General features: G+C 37.3%; 15 protein-coding genes. 13 read left to right on the top strand and 2 right to left on the bottom strand.

The annotated features are described in order from the left end of the window. The first annotated feature begins 52 nt into the window (after window positions 1-52). The 7 genes from TY13_RS09180 to TY13_RS09210 all read left to right on the top strand — a co-directional run bounded on the left by TY13_RS09180 (window position 53) and on the right by TY13_RS09210 (window position 7,742). Complete coding sequence (locus tag TY13_RS09180) at window positions 53-688, top strand: FadR/GntR family transcriptional regulator (RefSeq protein WP_042474670.1); 636 nt, start codon at window positions 53-55, stop codon at window positions 686-688. A gap of 12 nt (window positions 689-700) precedes the next feature. After that, window positions 701-1,570: an acetyl-CoA carboxylase, carboxyltransferase subunit beta gene (accD, locus tag TY13_RS09185; protein WP_042474671.1), complete on the top strand. Its 870-nt coding sequence runs from the start codon at window positions 701-703 to the stop codon at window positions 1,568-1,570. Then, a complete protein-coding gene (accA, locus tag TY13_RS09190) occupies window positions 1,563-2,519 on the top strand; it encodes an acetyl-CoA carboxylase carboxyl transferase subunit alpha (protein WP_042474674.1) in 957 nt (318 codons plus the stop codon). Before accD ends, accA begins: the two co-directional genes overlap by 8 nt. 238 nt (window positions 2,520-2,757) lie before the next feature. Then, window positions 2,758-3,831: a branched-chain amino acid aminotransferase gene (locus tag TY13_RS09195; protein WP_042474677.1), complete on the top strand. Its 1,074-nt coding sequence runs from the start codon at window positions 2,758-2,760 to the stop codon at window positions 3,829-3,831. Window positions 3,832-4,360: 529 nt separating this feature from the next. Continuing rightward, a complete protein-coding gene (pfkA, locus tag TY13_RS09200) occupies window positions 4,361-5,320 on the top strand; it encodes a 6-phosphofructokinase (protein ID WP_042474680.1) in 960 nt (319 codons plus the stop codon). A gap of 27 nt (window positions 5,321-5,347) precedes the next feature. Beyond that, on the top strand, window positions 5,348-7,108 hold the full coding sequence (pyk, locus tag TY13_RS09205) for a pyruvate kinase (protein WP_042474683.1): 1,761 nt from the start codon (window positions 5,348-5,350) through the stop codon (window positions 7,106-7,108). A 244-nt stretch (window positions 7,109-7,352) separates the two neighbouring features. Beyond that, complete coding sequence (locus tag TY13_RS09210) at window positions 7,353-7,742, top strand: FxsA family protein (protein ID WP_042474685.1); 390 nt, start codon at window positions 7,353-7,355, stop codon at window positions 7,740-7,742. Here TY13_RS09210 and TY13_RS09215 read toward each other — a convergent pair. Further along, on the bottom strand, window positions 7,726-8,694 hold the full coding sequence (locus tag TY13_RS09215) for an AI-2E family transporter (RefSeq protein ID WP_042474688.1): 969 nt from the start codon (window positions 8,692-8,694) through the stop codon (window positions 7,726-7,728). The genes TY13_RS09210 and TY13_RS09215 overlap by 17 nt on opposite strands. Before the next feature lie 239 nt (window positions 8,695-8,933). Between TY13_RS09215 and citZ the strand changes: the two genes are divergently transcribed. The 3 genes from citZ (at window position 8,934) to mdh (ending at window position 12,649) form a co-directional block, all read left to right on the top strand. Further along, entirely contained in the window at window positions 8,934-10,049 is a 1,116-nt protein-coding gene (gene citZ, locus TY13_RS09220; protein ID WP_042474690.1) for a citrate synthase, read from the top strand. 164 nt (window positions 10,050-10,213) lie between these two features. Then, entirely contained in the window at window positions 10,214-11,479 is a 1,266-nt protein-coding gene (gene icd, locus TY13_RS09225; protein ID WP_042474695.1) for an NADP-dependent isocitrate dehydrogenase, read from the top strand. Between the two features lie 228 nt (window positions 11,480-11,707). Then, window positions 11,708-12,649 carry a malate dehydrogenase gene (mdh, locus tag TY13_RS09230; protein WP_042474697.1) on the top strand — a complete coding sequence of 314 codons (942 nt, stop codon included), beginning with the start codon at window positions 11,708-11,710 and terminating at the stop codon, window positions 12,647-12,649. A gap of 78 nt (window positions 12,650-12,727) precedes the next feature. Here the strand turns inward: mdh and TY13_RS09235 are convergent, their stop codons facing one another. Then, the gene (locus tag TY13_RS09235; protein ID WP_042474700.1) at window positions 12,728-13,519 is read right to left on the bottom strand and encodes a hypothetical protein; all 792 of its coding nucleotides are present in this window, start codon (window positions 13,517-13,519) and stop codon (window positions 12,728-12,730) included. Window positions 13,520-14,046: 527 nt separating this feature from the next. On the opposite strand from TY13_RS09235, the gene TY13_RS09240 reads away from it, so the two are divergent. From TY13_RS09240 to pnpS, 3 genes are read left to right on the top strand one after another with little or no spacing between them, the layout of a single operon-like run. After that, complete coding sequence (locus TY13_RS09240) at window positions 14,047-14,484, top strand: MaoC/PaaZ C-terminal domain-containing protein (protein WP_042474703.1); 438 nt, start codon at window positions 14,047-14,049, stop codon at window positions 14,482-14,484. A gap of 46 nt (window positions 14,485-14,530) precedes the next feature. Then, entirely contained in the window at window positions 14,531-15,241 is a 711-nt protein-coding gene (locus tag TY13_RS09245; RefSeq protein ID WP_042475767.1) for a response regulator transcription factor, read from the top strand. Beyond that, window positions 15,238-16,785 carry a two-component system histidine kinase PnpS gene (gene pnpS / locus TY13_RS09250; RefSeq protein WP_042474706.1) on the top strand — a complete coding sequence of 516 codons (1,548 nt, stop codon included), beginning with the start codon at window positions 15,238-15,240 and terminating at the stop codon, window positions 16,783-16,785. Before TY13_RS09245 ends, pnpS begins: the two co-directional genes overlap by 4 nt. Window positions 16,786-16,928 lie beyond the last annotated feature (143 nt).

Genomic DNA, 16,928 nt, shown 5'->3' on the forward strand with positions numbered 1-16,928 from the left:
TTACATAATAAAAATCAAGTAGTGACGATATGAAGGAGAAGTATCGACATTTATGAATGAAAATAAAAAAATGTTTATGCAAATTGTAAAGCAGCTTCGAGAGTTGATCTATGAACAGCAAATTGAACCTGGTGATAAATTACCTTCAGAACGTGTTTTATCAGAGCAACTAGGCGTTGGGCGTTCTTCTGTACGTGAAGCGCTACGCAGTTTGGAGTTGCTCGGTTTAATTGAAACACGGCATGGTGGAGGTACCTTTTTAGCGTCTATTCATCATCATCAACTTATCGAAATACTCTCTTCTTTTATTTTGCAGGAAACAAAATCGATTGAAGATGTCCATGCTACACGTGAAATGCATGAGCGTGAGGCAATTCGTATTATTTGTAGAAGTGAGACTTCACGTAGCTTACCAGTGTGGGAAAGTTTGTTTATTAAAGTGGAGCTTCAGCAGGAGCTTGTACGAGAAGATATTTTACGGGAATGTATTATTGCCTCAAATAATCGCTTGTCACTGAAAATATGGTTGCAGCTGTTAGCTTATAGTACACAAACTTTCAAGCGCTTTGTCACGGAGCAAGAAAAAAAGGCGCTCCAAATGTTTATTAAATCATTGCAAATGGGCTACATAAAAGAGGCCATTGAAGCATACGAAGAATGGATAGAAATTATTCAAGATGAATTATAAGGAGGATGTCAAGTGTCCATAAGAGATATATTTTCAGTAAATAGAAAAAAACAAAGAGGTAATTTCAGCGCAACGAAGGAAAAGGATTTTCCAGAAGATTTAATGACGAAATGCCCGGAGTGTAGAAAAATTCATGTAACAAAAGCAGTTGAGCAAAATTTAAAGGTGTGTCCAAATTGCCAGCATCATTTAAAGCTTACAGCGCAGGAGCGAGTAGCAATATTTTTAGACGAAGGTAGCTTCACATCGCTTGATGATCATTTACAAACAACAAATCCGCTAGGTTTCCCAGCATATGTTGAAAAAATTGAAGTGGATAAAAAGAAAACAGGCTTAAATGAAGCGGTTTTAACAGGTGTAGGTACGCTGCAAGGCGACAAGGTTGTTGTTGCGATTATGGATTCTCATTTCCGTATGGGCTCAATGGGTTCTGTAGTTGGTGAGAAAATTACGCGTGCAATTGAAAAGGCAACAGAGCTACGAGTGCCATTTATCATTTTCACTGCTAGTGGTGGTGCGCGTATGCAAGAAGGTGTATTGTCTTTAATGCAAATGGCTAAAACAAGTGTCGCATTAAGCCGTCATAGTGAAATGGGCTTACTATATATTTCGATTTTGACACATCCAACAACAGGCGGCGTATCTGCTAGTTTTGCATCCGTTGGGGATTTCAATATTGCTGAGCCACAAGCGTTAATCGGCTTTGCAGGTCGTCGTGTAATTGAGCAAACTGTTCGTGAAAAATTGCCAGATGATTTCCAAACAGCGGAGTTTTTATTAGCGCACGGACAATTAGATGCTATTTTCCATCGTCATGAAATGCGTGATAAAGTAGCAACGATTGTGAAGTTACATCGCAAGGGGGAAGCAACACATGTCTAAAATTATGCCATTTGAAGAGCCAGTAATTAAATTACGAGAAAAAATTGATGAATTAAAACATATTGCACAGGATGCAGAAGTTGATATGAGCGGTGAAATAGAAAAGCTTGAGGCACGCCTTGAGCAATTAGAAAAATCTATATATTCCAATATGGCACCGTGGGATCGTGTGCAAGTAGCACGTCATCCAGAGCGTCCAACAACATTAGCTTATATCGATGCTATTTTTGAAGATTTTATTGAATTACATGGTGACCGTCTTTTCGGAGATGATGCGGCAATCGTTGGTGGTATTGCATCGTTTAATGGACAGCCGATTACAATTATTGGGCATCAACGTGGAAAAACGACAAAGGAAAATATTCGTCGTAATTTTGGTATGCCGCATCCGGAAGGCTATCGAAAAGCGCTACGTTTAATGAAGCAGGCAGAAAAATTCAATCGTCCAATTGTATGCTTTATTGATACAAAGGGGGCTTACCCAGGGAAGGCTGCTGAGGAGCGCGGCCAAAGTGAAGCGATTGCTCGTAACTTAATTGAAATGGCTGGCTTAAAAGTACCGGTTATTAGTATTGTTATTGGTGAAGGTGGAAGCGGTGGTGCGTTAGCACTTGGTGTTGCAAATCGCATTTTAATGCTTGAAAACTCTACGTACTCAGTTATTTCGCCAGAGGGAGCGGCATCTATTTTATGGAAAGATGCAAGCCTAGCGAAGCAAGCGGCAGAAGCGATGAAAATTACAGCACCAGACTTAATGGATATGAAAATCATTGATACTATTATTCCTGAAGTGGCAGGCGGTGCACACCGAGATATCGATAAGCAAGCAAAAGTAATGAAGGAACATTTAACAGCCACGCTTGAGGATTTATCTGTATTAAACGAAGAAGAACTTGTCCAAGATCGCTATGAAAAGTTCAAAGCGATTGGTCAATTTATTGAAAATTAATGAAATAATCAGAATTTATTGCACACAATGTTGTAAAAGCGTGTTAGGATAGACATATATTTATTTTGATTCAGCGCGTTGAAGCAAAATAAAGCCTCTAGCAGATTTTGAAAAGAAGGTTAGTTAACCGTTATCGTTGGAAGTGACGATTAAAGGTTAACTTCCTCTAAATCACTCGAAAAATCTAGGTTAAAACTAGCTGAGGCGTAACCGATTTTATGGAACAGGAGATAGCGATATGTCATCAACAAACACAATTACAACACAACTTACTACAACGCCGAAACAGAAGCCTGATGCTGGGCAGCTAGGCTTCGGTAAATATTTTACAGACCATATGTTTATGATGGATTACACAGCAGGGCAGGGATGGCATAATGCACGCATTATTCCGTACCAGCCGATTTCACTAGACCCATCAGCTATGATTTTGCATTATGGGCAATCTGTTTTTGAAGGAATGAAGGCTTACAAAACGGCTAGTGGGGATATTCAATTATTCAGACCTGAACGTAATTTCCAACGTTTGAATGCCTCTAATGAACGTTTGTGTATTCCAGCTATCGATGAACAATTTGCACTGGAAGCATTAAAGCAGCTTATTGCCATTGATCGTGAATGGGTTCCAGGTGAATCTGGAACATCGCTTTATATTAGACCTTATATTTTTGCAACGGAGCCATTTTTAGGTGTTGCACCAGCTAAAAACTATCATTTTATTATTATTATGTCTCCTGTAGGTGCTTATTACAGTGAAGGTATTAACCCAGTAAAAATTTTAGTTGAAAAGCAATATGTTCGTGCAGTAGCAGGTGGAACAGGTGAAGCGAAAACAGGTGGTAACTATGCGAGTGGTTTAAAGGCGCAAGAGCTTGCAAGTAAAGAAGGCTATTCACAAATCTTATGGTTAGATGGTAAAGAAAATCGCTATATTGAAGAAGTAGGGAGCATGAATATTTTCTTCAAAATTAACGGTAAAGTCATTACACCAGCTTTAAACGGTAGCATTTTATCAGGTATTACACGTGACTCTATGTTACACCTATTGAAGTCTAAAAATATGGATGTAGAAGAACGTCGTATTACAATTGATGAAATAGTACAAGCATTTGAAGATGGTACTTTAGAAGAAGCTTTCGGTACAGGTACAGCAGCAGTTATTTCGCCGATTGGGCAATTAAAGTGGCAAGATATGCAGCTCACTGTCAATGATGGGCAAATTGGTGAAGTAACACAAATGCTTTATGATACACTTACAGGTATTCAGAATGGCACAGTGGAAGATAAATTCGGATGGATTATTAGGTTATAATACGAATGATGTTTAAAACGCAGGCTGTTCAGAAATAATATATTCTGAACGGCTATTTTAAATGAACAGGGCTGTTGGATATTCCTCTAAAAAAATCTCAGCTCTTTTAAATTAGGGCAATAAGCATTAAAATTAGTGTTCTAAGCTTTTATAGTGATTCAATCTATTTTAGATGGAAAGAAAATGCATATGGCTAGCTAAAAGATAGGGCTGTGCGTCTGTTTTCTAAGCCCCTCCCCAATTATTATTTTTTTGTAAAATAGCTGTTTGAATAGTGTTGGGTGCTTACATAAAAAGTATATTCATGATAATGTGGTAGTAGCATTATCTTGGGTCAGCGGATTTTTATCAAAAGCAATGAGGCAGGTACAAATCTTTTTTGCTGTTGAATCAAGATAAAGTCTCTGGCTAGTGTTACAGATTTTCAAGAGGAAGTCTACGCGAAGTATATTTTCCTTCCCAATTAAATCAGCTTAAAAAATCTGGACTTGAGTTAGCGGAGGCGTAATGGATTAGAGGAGGGATTTTTATGAAAAAAATAGCTGTTTTAACGAGTGGAGGAGATGCGCCAGGAATGAATGCTGCGATTCGTGCTGTTGTTCGTAAAGCGCATTATCACGACATAGATGTAGTAGGTGTTTACTATGGCTATGAAGGGCTTTATAATGGTAACTTCGAGCCGCTTGATTTAGGCTCAGTAGGCGGCATTATTCAACGTGGAGGCACAATGCTATATTCTGCACGTTTCCCTGAGTTTAAAGAGGAAGAAATTCAAAATAAAGCAATTGAACGTCTGCGTAATGAAGGTATTGAAGGTTTAGTCGTAATCGGTGGTGATGGTTCCTATCGAGGAGCTATGAATTTAACAGAAAAGGGCTTCCCTTGTGTAGGTATTCCAGGAACGATTGATAATGATATTCCAGGGACAGAATACACAATTGGCTTTGATACAGCGCTTAATACAGCGGTTGAGGCAATCGATAAAATTCGTGATACAGCGACAAGTCATGAAAATACATTTATAGTCGAAGTAATGGGACGTGATGCGGGCGATATAGCGCTCTGGACAGGATTAGCTGCAGGTGCAGAATCCGTGCTTATTCCTGAAGAGGAGTTTGATATTGAAGATGTTCTCGCGCGCCTAGAGCGAAGTGCTGCTCGTGGCAAACGTCATAGTATTATCATTGTTGCAGAAGGTGTCATGCCTGGACATAAACTTGGAAAAATTTTAGAAGAGCGGACGGGTGTGCAAATTCGTGTATCTGTGTTAGGTCATATGCAAAGAGGTGGTGCACCATCAGCTCGTGATCGTGTTTTAGCTGGAAGGCTTGGGGCGAAAGCAGTAGAGCTGCTACTTGAAGGAAAAGGTGGTCGCGCTGTAGGCATTCAAAATCACACAATAGTGGACTATGATTTAAAAGCTGCATATGAAAATAAACATAAAGCAGATGTGAGTCTATACACGTTATCGAAGGAATTATCGATTTAATTTTAAACAATTGGAGAGAATGAACTTATGAGAAAAACAAAAATAGTATGTACAATTGGACCGGCAAGTGAATCTCCAGAAATGTTGGAAAAACTAATTGAGGCTGGCATGAACGTTGCGCGTTTAAATTTCTCACATGGCACGCATGAGGAGCATGCAGTACGCATTGCAGCAATTCGTGATGCAGCTGAAAAGGTTGGTAAACCTGTAGGGATTTTATTAGACACAAAAGGTCCAGAAATTCGTACACATACGATGGAAAATGGTGAGCTGCACTTAGTAACAGGTCAAGTAATTGATATTTCAATGACGGAAGTTGTTGGAACTGCAACTAGCTTTTCTGTTACATATTCAGAGTTAATCAATGATGTAGACCAAAACGATATGATTTTATTAGACGACGGATTAATTGAGCTACGCGTACTAGCTAAAGATGTTGAAAAAGGTTTAATTCATACAATTGTGGAAAACGCAGGCGTATTAAAAAATAAAAAGGGCGTTAATGTTCCAGGTGTATCAATTAAATTGCCAGGTATTACGGATAAAGATGCGCAAGATATTTTATTTGGTATTGAGCAAGGCATTGATTTTATTGCGGCATCCTTTGTACGTACAGCAAGCGACGTATTGGAAATTCGTGAGCTTTTAGAGCAAAATAACGGTGGTCACATTCAAATTATCCCTAAAATTGAAAACCAAGAAGGCGTGGATAATATTGATGAAATTATTCAAGTGTCAGACGGCTTGATGGTAGCGCGTGGGGATTTAGGTGTAGAAATTCCTGCTGAGGAAGTACCGTTAGTGCAAAAATCACTTATTTTAAAATGTAATCAAGCGGCTAAGCCTGTTATTACTGCAACGCAAATGTTAGATTCAATGCAGCGTAATCCACGTCCAACTCGTGCTGAAGCTAGTGACGTTGCCAACGCAATTATTGACGGTACAGATGCTATTATGTTATCTGGTGAAACAGCTGCAGGGCTTTATCCACTAGAATCAGTTCAAACGATGAATAAAATCGCAGAGCGTACAGAGCAATCGTTAGATTATCGTTCAATTGTTACAATGCGTAGTCGTGAAAAAGAAGCAAATATGACAGAGGCAATCTCACAAGCAGTAGCCTATACATCAATTAATTTAGGTGTTAAAGCAGTCTTAGCACCAACGGAAAGTGGTAATACAGCGAAAATGATTGCCAAATATCGCCCAGGTGTGCCGATTGTTGCTGTTACTGGCTCTAAAAACTCAGCGCAGCTTTTAACATTAGTATGGGGTGTAAACCCAATCTTGTGTCAGCGCGTGAAAACAACAGACGAAATTTTAGAACTATCTGTTGACGAATCGTTGAAGCACGGTTTTGTGGATCATGGAGATGTAGTTGTCATTACAGCAGGTGTACCAGTTGGTGAAGCTGGTACGACAAATTTAATGAAAGTACATGTTATCGGTGATTTACTTGCACGTGGTCAAGGTGTCGGAAAAGCTTCTGTAGTAGGCAAGGCATTAGTTGCGAATAATGCAGCTGAAGCATTAGCATATGATGCAGAAGATGCAATCTTAGTAACAATTGGTACTGATCGAGAGATGATGCCAGTTATTGAGAAATGTGCTGGTATTATTACAGAAGAAGGCGGCTTAACAAGCCATGCAGCCGTTGTGGGCTTAAGCCTTGGTATTCCTGTTATTGTAGGAGTAAAAGACGCACTTGGGTTGATTCGTCAAGGTCAGGAAATTACAATGGACGCAGAAACAGGCGTTATTTATAAAGGACACGCAAGCGTTTTATAAAGTGAAACTTCGATCAATGGGGCTTTCTTCATCCCCGTTGATTGTTAGCTTTTACTAATCAGGCTGCTCGGAAAATCAGATTTATAGCTGACTTTCCAGCAGCTTTTTTGATTCAGAGGGCTTGTACGAGCGAAATCTTCAATTAACACGAAAAAAACTAAATGCAAGAAAGTTTCAGAATAGCTAACAAATGAAACTTTTTCACTAGAAGTTCGTATTACATAAGTAAATAGGAGGTGCTCATATGCAAAAAATATTGCTTATGTTCATTGCACTAAGCTTCGCGGAAATTGCGACATTTATTGTTATTGGTAAATATCTAGGTGTCTTTACGACGTTATTATTAGTTATCATAACAAGTGTAGCTGGTGCTTTTATTTTGAAAAATAAAGGCCTTAATTCGTTCCAATCGATTCAGCAGAGCATCGCTCAAGGAAAGCCACCTGGTATCGCGATGATAGATGCGTTTGCATTATTTATTGGTGGTGTATTATTACTATTACCGGGCTTCTTAACGGATTTAATCGGATTGTTATTACTTACGCCATTTACACGAAATGTATTTAAACCGCTTATTTTTAGCTGGATTAGAAAAAGAATGAAAAACGGTCAAATTATTATCGAGCAAAAATAGGCTTTTCACTAATTTTCACTGCAATTAGCAAGAAAAATGGGCTTAACAAAATACCATATACACCGAATAATAGTATTGAGGCAGCGCTAATCAAGAAGGAATGAACCATACGTAATTGGAATGTTGATGCCCAAACGATAGATTCCACAAGCTGCCTCGATAATTGGATAAAAAGATAGAGTGCAATTAAGGCAATAGCTAGCCAATTTTGGCCAATAATAAAAAAGTAAATGGTTAATGGAATAAGAAAAAGGCCGATTCCAAAAAAGGGTAATGCATCAGCGATGGAGATTAATAAGGCTTTACTAATCGGATTTTCAAAGCCTAATAAATAAAACCCAATACTTAATAGCACGAAAGTCATTATAAATAATTGAAGCGATACGAATAAAAAATATGAAAAAATATGTAGTGCACGCTTGAAGTAATGCTGCCATTCAGTGCGATATTTTTTCGGTACATAAATAAAAAACCATAAGCGATTTTTCCTAGACTCAAATAAGGAAAAATAAAAAACAATAAGAAAAATAAAAAATTCAAATATATAGCCAAAAGTATGCTGGGCAATACTAACGAGCGTCATCATAATCGAATCGATGAAAGAGAACGATTTTTCCAATAGTAGCGGGAAGAATAATAAATCAGCATATTGCTCTGAAAAAGTATCTAAATGCATTTTAAAATAAGGTATAAGTGTTAATAAGCTTTGAAAAAGGATTGCGGCAACCTGATAGATAATAGTGAAACATAAAACAGTTGTTAAGAGGATGCTGATAATAATTGGAAGTCGGATTTTTTTATAAAAAAAATGTACAATTGGGTAGAGGATATAGGCACAAAGTAGTGCCAATGAAATGGGTAGTAAAAGAAATAAAATCACAATATAGCCCAATGCAACAGCATATTTTATAAGATTTTCAGATGTGAAAAATTTAAATTGAGTATTATACAAGCCTTTCACTCCTTACGCCTAATGGACTTTTAAAATGTTAGTGCGTTTTTTTCTCTTTTAATGATTGTTTTTCATCCCTAAAGCGTTTTTTTCTTAAAATAGTTTCTTTTCATTCACAAAGCCGTCAAAATTGATTATAATGATTCATGTAAGCGATTTACTTATAGGTTCAATTCATAATGAAGTTAGTGCATTTAAACACTAACACAGTCAACAAAAAAATGAGGGAGCGATTAATTATGACAGCAACACGTGGTTTAGAAGGTATCGTAGCAGCGGAGTCTAAAATTAGTTCAATTATTGATGATACACTTACATACGTAGGTTACAATATTGACGATTTAGCAGACAATGCTAGCTTTGAAGAAGTAATTTACTTATTATGGCATACTCGTTTACCAAAAGCGGACGAGCTTGCTGAATTAAAACAACAACTAGCTGATAATATGGCTGTACCACAAGCTATTCTTGATCAGTTTAAATCATACCCACTAGACACAGTTCATCCAATGGCAGCATTACGCACAGCTGTATCACTATTAGGTGTGTTTGATGAAGAAGCAGATGTAATGGATCCAGAAGCGAACTACCGTAAAGCAATCCGTTTACAAGCGAAAATTGCAACTGTAGTAACTGCATTCTCTCGTATTCGTAAAGGCTTAGAGCCAGTGGCACCTAAAGCGGGTCTTAGCTATGCAGCTAACTTCCTATACATGTTAAAAGGTGAAGAGCCAGCAGAAATCGAAATTGAAGCATTTGATAAAGCGTTAGTATTACATGCTGACCATGAATTAAATGCATCTACATTTACTGCACGCGTATGTGTAGCAACACTTTCTGATGTATACTCAGGTGTAACAGCTGCAATTGGCGCATTAAAAGGTCCTTTACACGGTGGAGCAAACGAGCAAGTAATGAAAATGTTATCTGAAATTGGCTCACTTGAAAATGTTGAGTCATGGGTACAAAATAAATTAGATAACAAAGAAAAAATCATGGGCTTCGGTCACCGCGTTTATCGCAAAGGCGACCCACGTGCACCACATTTACGTGTAATGTCTGAAAAGCTAACAAAGTTAACTGGTAAACCAGAATTATATGATATGTCTGTTAAAATTCACGATATGATTGTAGAACAAAAGAAATTACCAGCAAACGTTGACTTCTTCTCTGCATCTGTATACGATTCACTAGGTATTGAGCATGACTTATTCACACCAATCTTTGCGGTGTCACGTACATCTGGTTGGGTTGCACATATTTTAGAGCAATATGCAAACAACCGTTTAATCCGTCCACGCGCAGAGTATGTTGGACCAGGCATGCAAAAATATGTTCCAATTGAAGAGCGATAATTTTTAATGAGTATGTTAAAAATGTATGTTTAGTACTCGTATAAGTTGCTAGTTATAGCAATTTTACGAGAGCAAATGCGCATTTCTAAAAAATATGCTAGACTTATCTAGGACTGGGGCGAAGCGCACAGTCCTAGATTTTCGAATATAGGAGGCAAATATTCATGACTAACGGTAAAATTGTAGTAGAAAATGGTGTGTTAAACGTACCAAATAACCCAGTAATCCCTTTCATCGAGGGTGACGGTATCGGTCCAGATATTTGGGCAGCAGCTTCTCGCGTAATTGATGCAGCAGTAGAAAAAGCATACAATGGCGAAAAGAAAATTGAATGGTTAGAAGTCCTTGCAGGGGAAAAAGCATTCAACCAAACTGGTGAATGGTTACCACAAGAAACTTTAAATAAAATTGATGAATATTTAATCGCTATTAAAGGACCTTTAACAACACCAATCGGTGGCGGTATCCGTTCTTTAAACGTAGCATTACGTCAAGAATTAGATTTATATGTATGCTTACGTCCAGTACGTCACTTTGACGGTGTACCTTCACCAGTTAAGCGTCCAGAAGACGTAGATATGGTTATTTTCCGTGAGAATACGGAAGATATTTATGCTGGTATTGAGTACCAAGCTGGTTCTGATGAGCAAAAGAAATTATTAAACTTCTTACAAACTGAATTAGGCGTTAACAAAATCCGCTTCCCAGAAACTTCTGGTTTAGGTATTAAGCCTGTTTCTCAAGAAGGTACAGAGCGTTTAGTTCGTGCTGCAATTGAGTATGCAATTAAACATAACAAACCAACTGTTACTTTAGTACACAAAGGTAATATCATGAAATTCACTGAAGGCGGCTTCAAAAACTGGGGTTATGCATTAGCTGAAAAAGAATTTGCTGATAAAGTATTCACTTGGAATCAATACGATGCAATTAAAGCTGAGCAAGGCGAAGCTGCTGCAAATGAAGCACAAAAAGCTGCTGAAGCTGCTGGCAAAATCATCGTAAAAGATTCTATTGCTGATATTTTCTTACAACAAATTTTAACTCGTCCAACTGAGTTCGATGTAGTGGCTACTATGAACTTAAATGGTGACTATATTTCTGATGCATTAGCTGCACAAGTTGGTGGTATCGGTATTGCTCCAGGGGCAAACATTAACTACGTAACTGGTCACGCAATCTTTGAAGCTACTCATGGTACAGCTCCAAAATATGCTGGTCAAGATAAAGTAAACCCATCATCAGTATTACTTTCTGGCGTATTAATGCTTGAGCACTTAGGCTGGCAAGAAGCTGCAGATTTAGTAACTAAATCTGTAGAAAAAACAATCTCTTCTAAAGTTGTAACTTATGACTTTGCACGTTTAATGGACGGCGCAACAGAAGTGAAATGTTCTGAGTTCGCTAACGAACTAATCAAAAACCTATAATAGTATTGGGTGTCAGAAAAGCAGGCTAGCGCGCCGCTTTTCTGACACCCTTTTTGCTTTTTTATGGAGAGATTGCACCATAGGGAAAATCGGGTGTTCTTTTTTAAATGGTGTAGTAGACCGTTTTTAAATTTTACTAACTTTGCCACTTGTTTGACTTATAAAATGCCTGTTTTTTTGTTACTATAAAATTAGGAAAGCATTTCATAATATAGGAGTGAGTTCATAATGACATTAAAACGCAAAAAAATCACAGTGATTGGCAGCGGTTTCACTGGCGCGACAGCAGCTTTTTTAGCGGCGCAAAAAGAACTAGGAGATGTTGTATTACTTGATATTCCACAAGCTGAAAATCCGACAAAGGGTAAAGCCTTAGATATGTGGGAAGCAGCTCCGATTCAAGGCTATGATGCATATGTAAAAGGAACAGCTGATTATGCAGATACAGCAGATTCAGATGTTGTTATTATTACAGCAGGCGTAGCTCGTAAACCAGGCATGAGCCGCGATGATTTAGTGCAAACAAATGAAAAAGTGATGATTTCTGTATCTGAGCAAGTCGCAAAATATTCACCAAATGCGATAGTGCTTGTACTGACAAATCCTGTTGATGCGATGACGTATACTGTGTATAAAACAACTGGTTTCCCTAAAAATCGTGTGATTGGACAATCAGGCGTACTGGATACAGCACGTTTTAGAGCGTTTATTGCAGAAGAACTCAATATGTCAGTGAAAGATATTACAGCTTTAGTTTTAGGCGGACATGGAGATACGATGGTGCCATTAACACGCTATTCATTTGTTGGTGGTGTGCCAATTGAATCATTAATCGCACCAGAGCGTTTAGAGGAAATTGTTAACCGTACACGAAACGGTGGGGCAGAAATCGTCAACTTGCTTGGTAATGGCTCTGCTTACTATGCACCAGCAGCCGCGATGGTAGAAATGGCTGAAGCAATTTTAAAGGATCAAAAGCGTGTTTTACCTTCTATTGCTTATTTAGAGGGCGAATATGGCTACGAAAACCTTTGCCTAGGTGTTCCAACACTACTAGGTGCAAATGGTGTTGAGAAGATCTTTGAGCTAGAGTTAACAGATACTGAAAAGTCGGCGCTGGATTACTCAGCAGAGGCAGTAAAATCGGTGATGGAAGTTTTAAGTAAATAATTTTATGTATAATTTTGGGGCTGTCTAGAAAGCATTCTCTTTCTGGACAGCCCCGATTTGCTTCAATCTATTTTTATTTTAATATCTTTGTTGCTTTCTATAGTATCTCAAAGCAAAATAACTAATAAGTAAAATCCCGCTTCCTATAAGTAGAGAAAGCTTTAGAATAGAGATAGAAGAAGCTTTTTCTTCCATTGTAGAGCTTGAAGATTCATTTTCTTGCATAACTTCCTCATACGTTTTATTAAGATTTCCTCCTACTGCGGTATTTTGTCCATACTCTATAATTTCTTTTTGTGACGTATATTTTTCATAAATATATTTTCTGAATTCAGATAATTCTAATGGTTCCTCGATTAATAATAAAGCACTTTTGGCAAACGCTGAAACTATGCCGTCTTTTAATAAATACCATGCATCTGCTGGTGCTTCATAAACAATTTTTCCACTGTCAGTTGATTTCGCATCGAGTGCTATAGCTAAGTCTTTTCCATAGCCAAACATGGAAAGTACGTAATCACCATTTTCAGTTGGTGCAGTGGCAATCACATTGACGGGTATATTATCTTGATAAACTACGGCAATATATTCGCTCGACTCCACAATTCCTTGTTCCTCAGAAAGTTCTTTTTTTGTTGTCACGAAATCATTAGATAATCTATATCTTTTGTATAATTTACCAAATGTAATGTTCGTGCTATTCGTTAAATTATAATTTGACGGATCTTCTGAGTTTATGAGGTCCAAAATAATTTTTTCAAAATACTTTGCAGCAAATTGTTGTGCTGATTTTTCAGTATATCCCGCATCTGCAATTACAGGATAGATTAAGAGTAACCATAGAACGACCATAGACAAAATCTTTTTCATTAGACTTTCACCTCTTCACAAATTTTTACTCTACTAAAAGGGCTTTCTTTTAAAGGCTTCCAAAGTAATGATTTTGGCTAATCACCGTAGCTTGGGGGTGATTAAAAACATCATGTTGTTTCAGTTGTTTATAGAAAATCTGAGCAAATAAGCACATTTATTTCTTTAAGGAAAATTGTATTTTATTTTATCAACCGTAATTCGGGTGATGGAACTTTTATTTTCTAAATTTTCTATAAATCTAATTTATCATTTTGAAAAGATAAAGTAATTATTTAGAGGATACTCTTAATAGGGCATTTTAAAGCCGTTTCTGTTAGAAAAACTATGATAGTTGATTGGAATCTGGTGGCCTCATTTTTGTGGGGGGTATGCTAATTGAAAAGGAAATCAATGATATTGGAATTTTGCATCTTTCAAATAATTGGATAATTATCATACGTGATTACATAATACCCTACAACATTGTACTTTCTACAAAAAGTTGTTACTATAAAAGTATCGCATAAATAAGGAGTTGCTTCGAATTGCTACAAAAAAATAGAAAGCAAGGTAGATTTATAACGACTTTAACAGTTGGCGAAAAGCTGCATATTACTGAAAAAATGGACGATAAAGATTTATTAATATACTTAGGCTTAACAAATGATAATAATCCATTATTTATTCAGCATGATTATGCCGCAGAAACACCTTTTGCACAACCAATTGTTCCACAAATTATGTTAAATGGCATTATTACTTCTGCTATTTCTAAACATATGCCGGGTCCAGGCTCATACATTTTAGAGCAAACAATTAAGTTTTTAGCACCTGCTTATCATTATGAAACAATTGATTTTGTATTGGAAATCGAGCACATTGATGAAGCGAATAACGAAGTAGTAATAGCTGTAACAGCAACTAATATTGAAAAAGAGCTATTGTTGGAAGGAAAGCTTAAAGTATCTCCTCCTAGCATATAATTAGATTTGGGATGGGGGTTTCAAATCGATGATGGAGGCAAGTGAAATGACAAAAACGATTTTAGTCGTAGAGGATGAATTATCTATTGCGACATTATTACAATATAATTTGGAGCAGGCTGGTTTCAATGTGCTATTAGCACATGATGGGAAAAAGGGTCTTGATTTAGCTGTTGAAAAAACACCAGATTTAATGCTGCTTGATTTAATGCTACCAACAATGGATGGGATGGAAGTGTGCAAGGAATTACGTAGCTTAAGAATGAATATCCCAATCATTATGCTCACTGCACGTGATGATGAATTTGATAAAGTACTAGGTTTGGAGCTTGGCGCAGATGATTATATGACAAAGCCTTTCAGCCCACGTGAGGTAATTGCACGTGTGAAAGCTGTATTGCGTCGATTTACACCTGCGGCATCAGCAGAAGAAGTGAAAACAGGGGAAACAACATATGAATATGGTAGTTTAAAAGTGTTTCCTGAGCGCTTTGAAGCGTTTTTAAATGATGAGGCACTTGAATTTACACCAAAAGAATTTGAGTTACTTGTCTATTTATTGGAAAACAAAAATCGAGTATTGACGCGTGATCAGCTTCTTAGCTCAGTATGGAATTATGATTTTGCTGGTGATACGCGTATTGTGGATGTGCATATTAGCCATTTACGCGATAAAATCGAGGAAAATAGCCGTAAGCCCGTGTTCATCAAAACAATACGTGGTTTGGGCTATAAATTTGAGGAGCCTAGAAAATGAATAAATCAATGAGTGGCCGACTCTTTTTCTCATTTATTTTACTTGTTACCGCTATCTTTGCTGTCCTAGAACTTGTTATAGGCCAGCTTTTTCCGTTTTACGTAGAGGATTATGTGCAAGTTCAAACGGAAATAGTTCAGCAAGATGTTGAAGAGCTAATTCAACAGGAAAACATCGAATTAACTCCATCTCAACATGAAAAATTACTGCAAGCGTATGATACTAATGTAGATGAAGACTATTTTAGTTATATACGTGTTCGCTTAATGCTAGTACTTATTGTTTTATTTTTAGTAGCGATTGCAGTAATTGGCTTAGTATCGTATCGAATGGTTAATAATTTTGTAGAACCTATTGAAGCTGTTACACGCACGGCGCAAGAACTAGCGGTTGGTAATTATTATGCTCGAGCTTTTGCGAATGGTCCAAAAACGATTATAGAACTTCGCAATTCTATAAATGTTTTAGCACGTAATTTGCAGGATATTACGAAAATACGTGAAATAGAAGAAGAACGTTTAAAAACACTTATTGAAAACATGGGTAGCGCGTTGATGATGATTGACAGAGAGGGCTATATATCAATTGTCAACAAACAGTTCCTTAATCGCTTTGGTTTAACGTCTGAGCAAGTGCAAGGTAAAAATTTTTTAACGGTTGGTTTACCTGAAAATTTAGAAGTATTTATCGATCATGTTTTTTTAACTGAGCAGCCATACCAAAAGCAGCTTGAAATGGAGCTACAGCAAGAAATTACGTATAAGCTTGTATACGGTGCTCCTGTCGTTGGGGAGCATGGTCGCTGGCTTGGCGTCGTATTAGTTATGCATGATGTAACAGAGTTAATTCGTTTAGAGCAAATTCGTAAAGACTTCGTTGCCAACGTTTCGCATGAATTGCGAACACCTATTACTTCAATTAAAGGCTTTTCAGAAACCTTGCTAGATGGTGCATATAAAGATGAAAATATGCTGTTGTCATTTTTAGAAATTATTTATAAAGAAAGCAACCGTCTGCAGGAGCTTATTCACGATTTATTGGAGCTTTCAAAGATTGAGCAGCACGGCTTCTCGGTAGATATTGCACCAACAAGTCTGCAGGAGGTCATTGCAAGGGTGGTTGATGTAACTGGCCCGCGACTTGATGAAAAAAATATGCAATTTGATATGCAGATGGATAAGGATGTACGCGTTTTAGGAGATGAAAATCGCCTTATTCAGATTTTCACAAACTTAATTGCGAATGCCGTTACGTACTCTCCTGATAGCACAACAATTACTGTTACTATGAAACACAATGCTGAATACGGCATTGTAGAAGTAGAGGACCAAGGAATTGGTATTGAAAAACATGAAATTGCCCGTGTATTTGAGCGCTTTTATCGAATTGACCGCGCGCGCAGTCGTAACTCTGGTGGCACAGGCTTAGGTCTTGCAATCGTAAAGCATTTAGTAGAGGCCCATCATGGTAAAATTGTTGTGACGAGTGAGGTAGGGAAAGGGACAAAAATTCAAATCCATATACCACTTGCACCATCATCTTAACAAAATCTTTACAATGTATTTATAAAATATTAAAAAAGCACGTATATAATAGATTTTAAGAAACCCCATTTCAAAACTAAAAGGAAAGCGTCCGGAAATTTTTCGGGCGCTTTTTTTGTTGCTAAAAGAAATTAAAATTATTC

This window comes from Bacillus ndiopicus, from assembly GCF_000612805.1.
Taxonomy (GTDB): Bacteria; Bacillota; Bacilli; order Bacillales_A; family Planococcaceae; genus Metasolibacillus; species Metasolibacillus ndiopicus.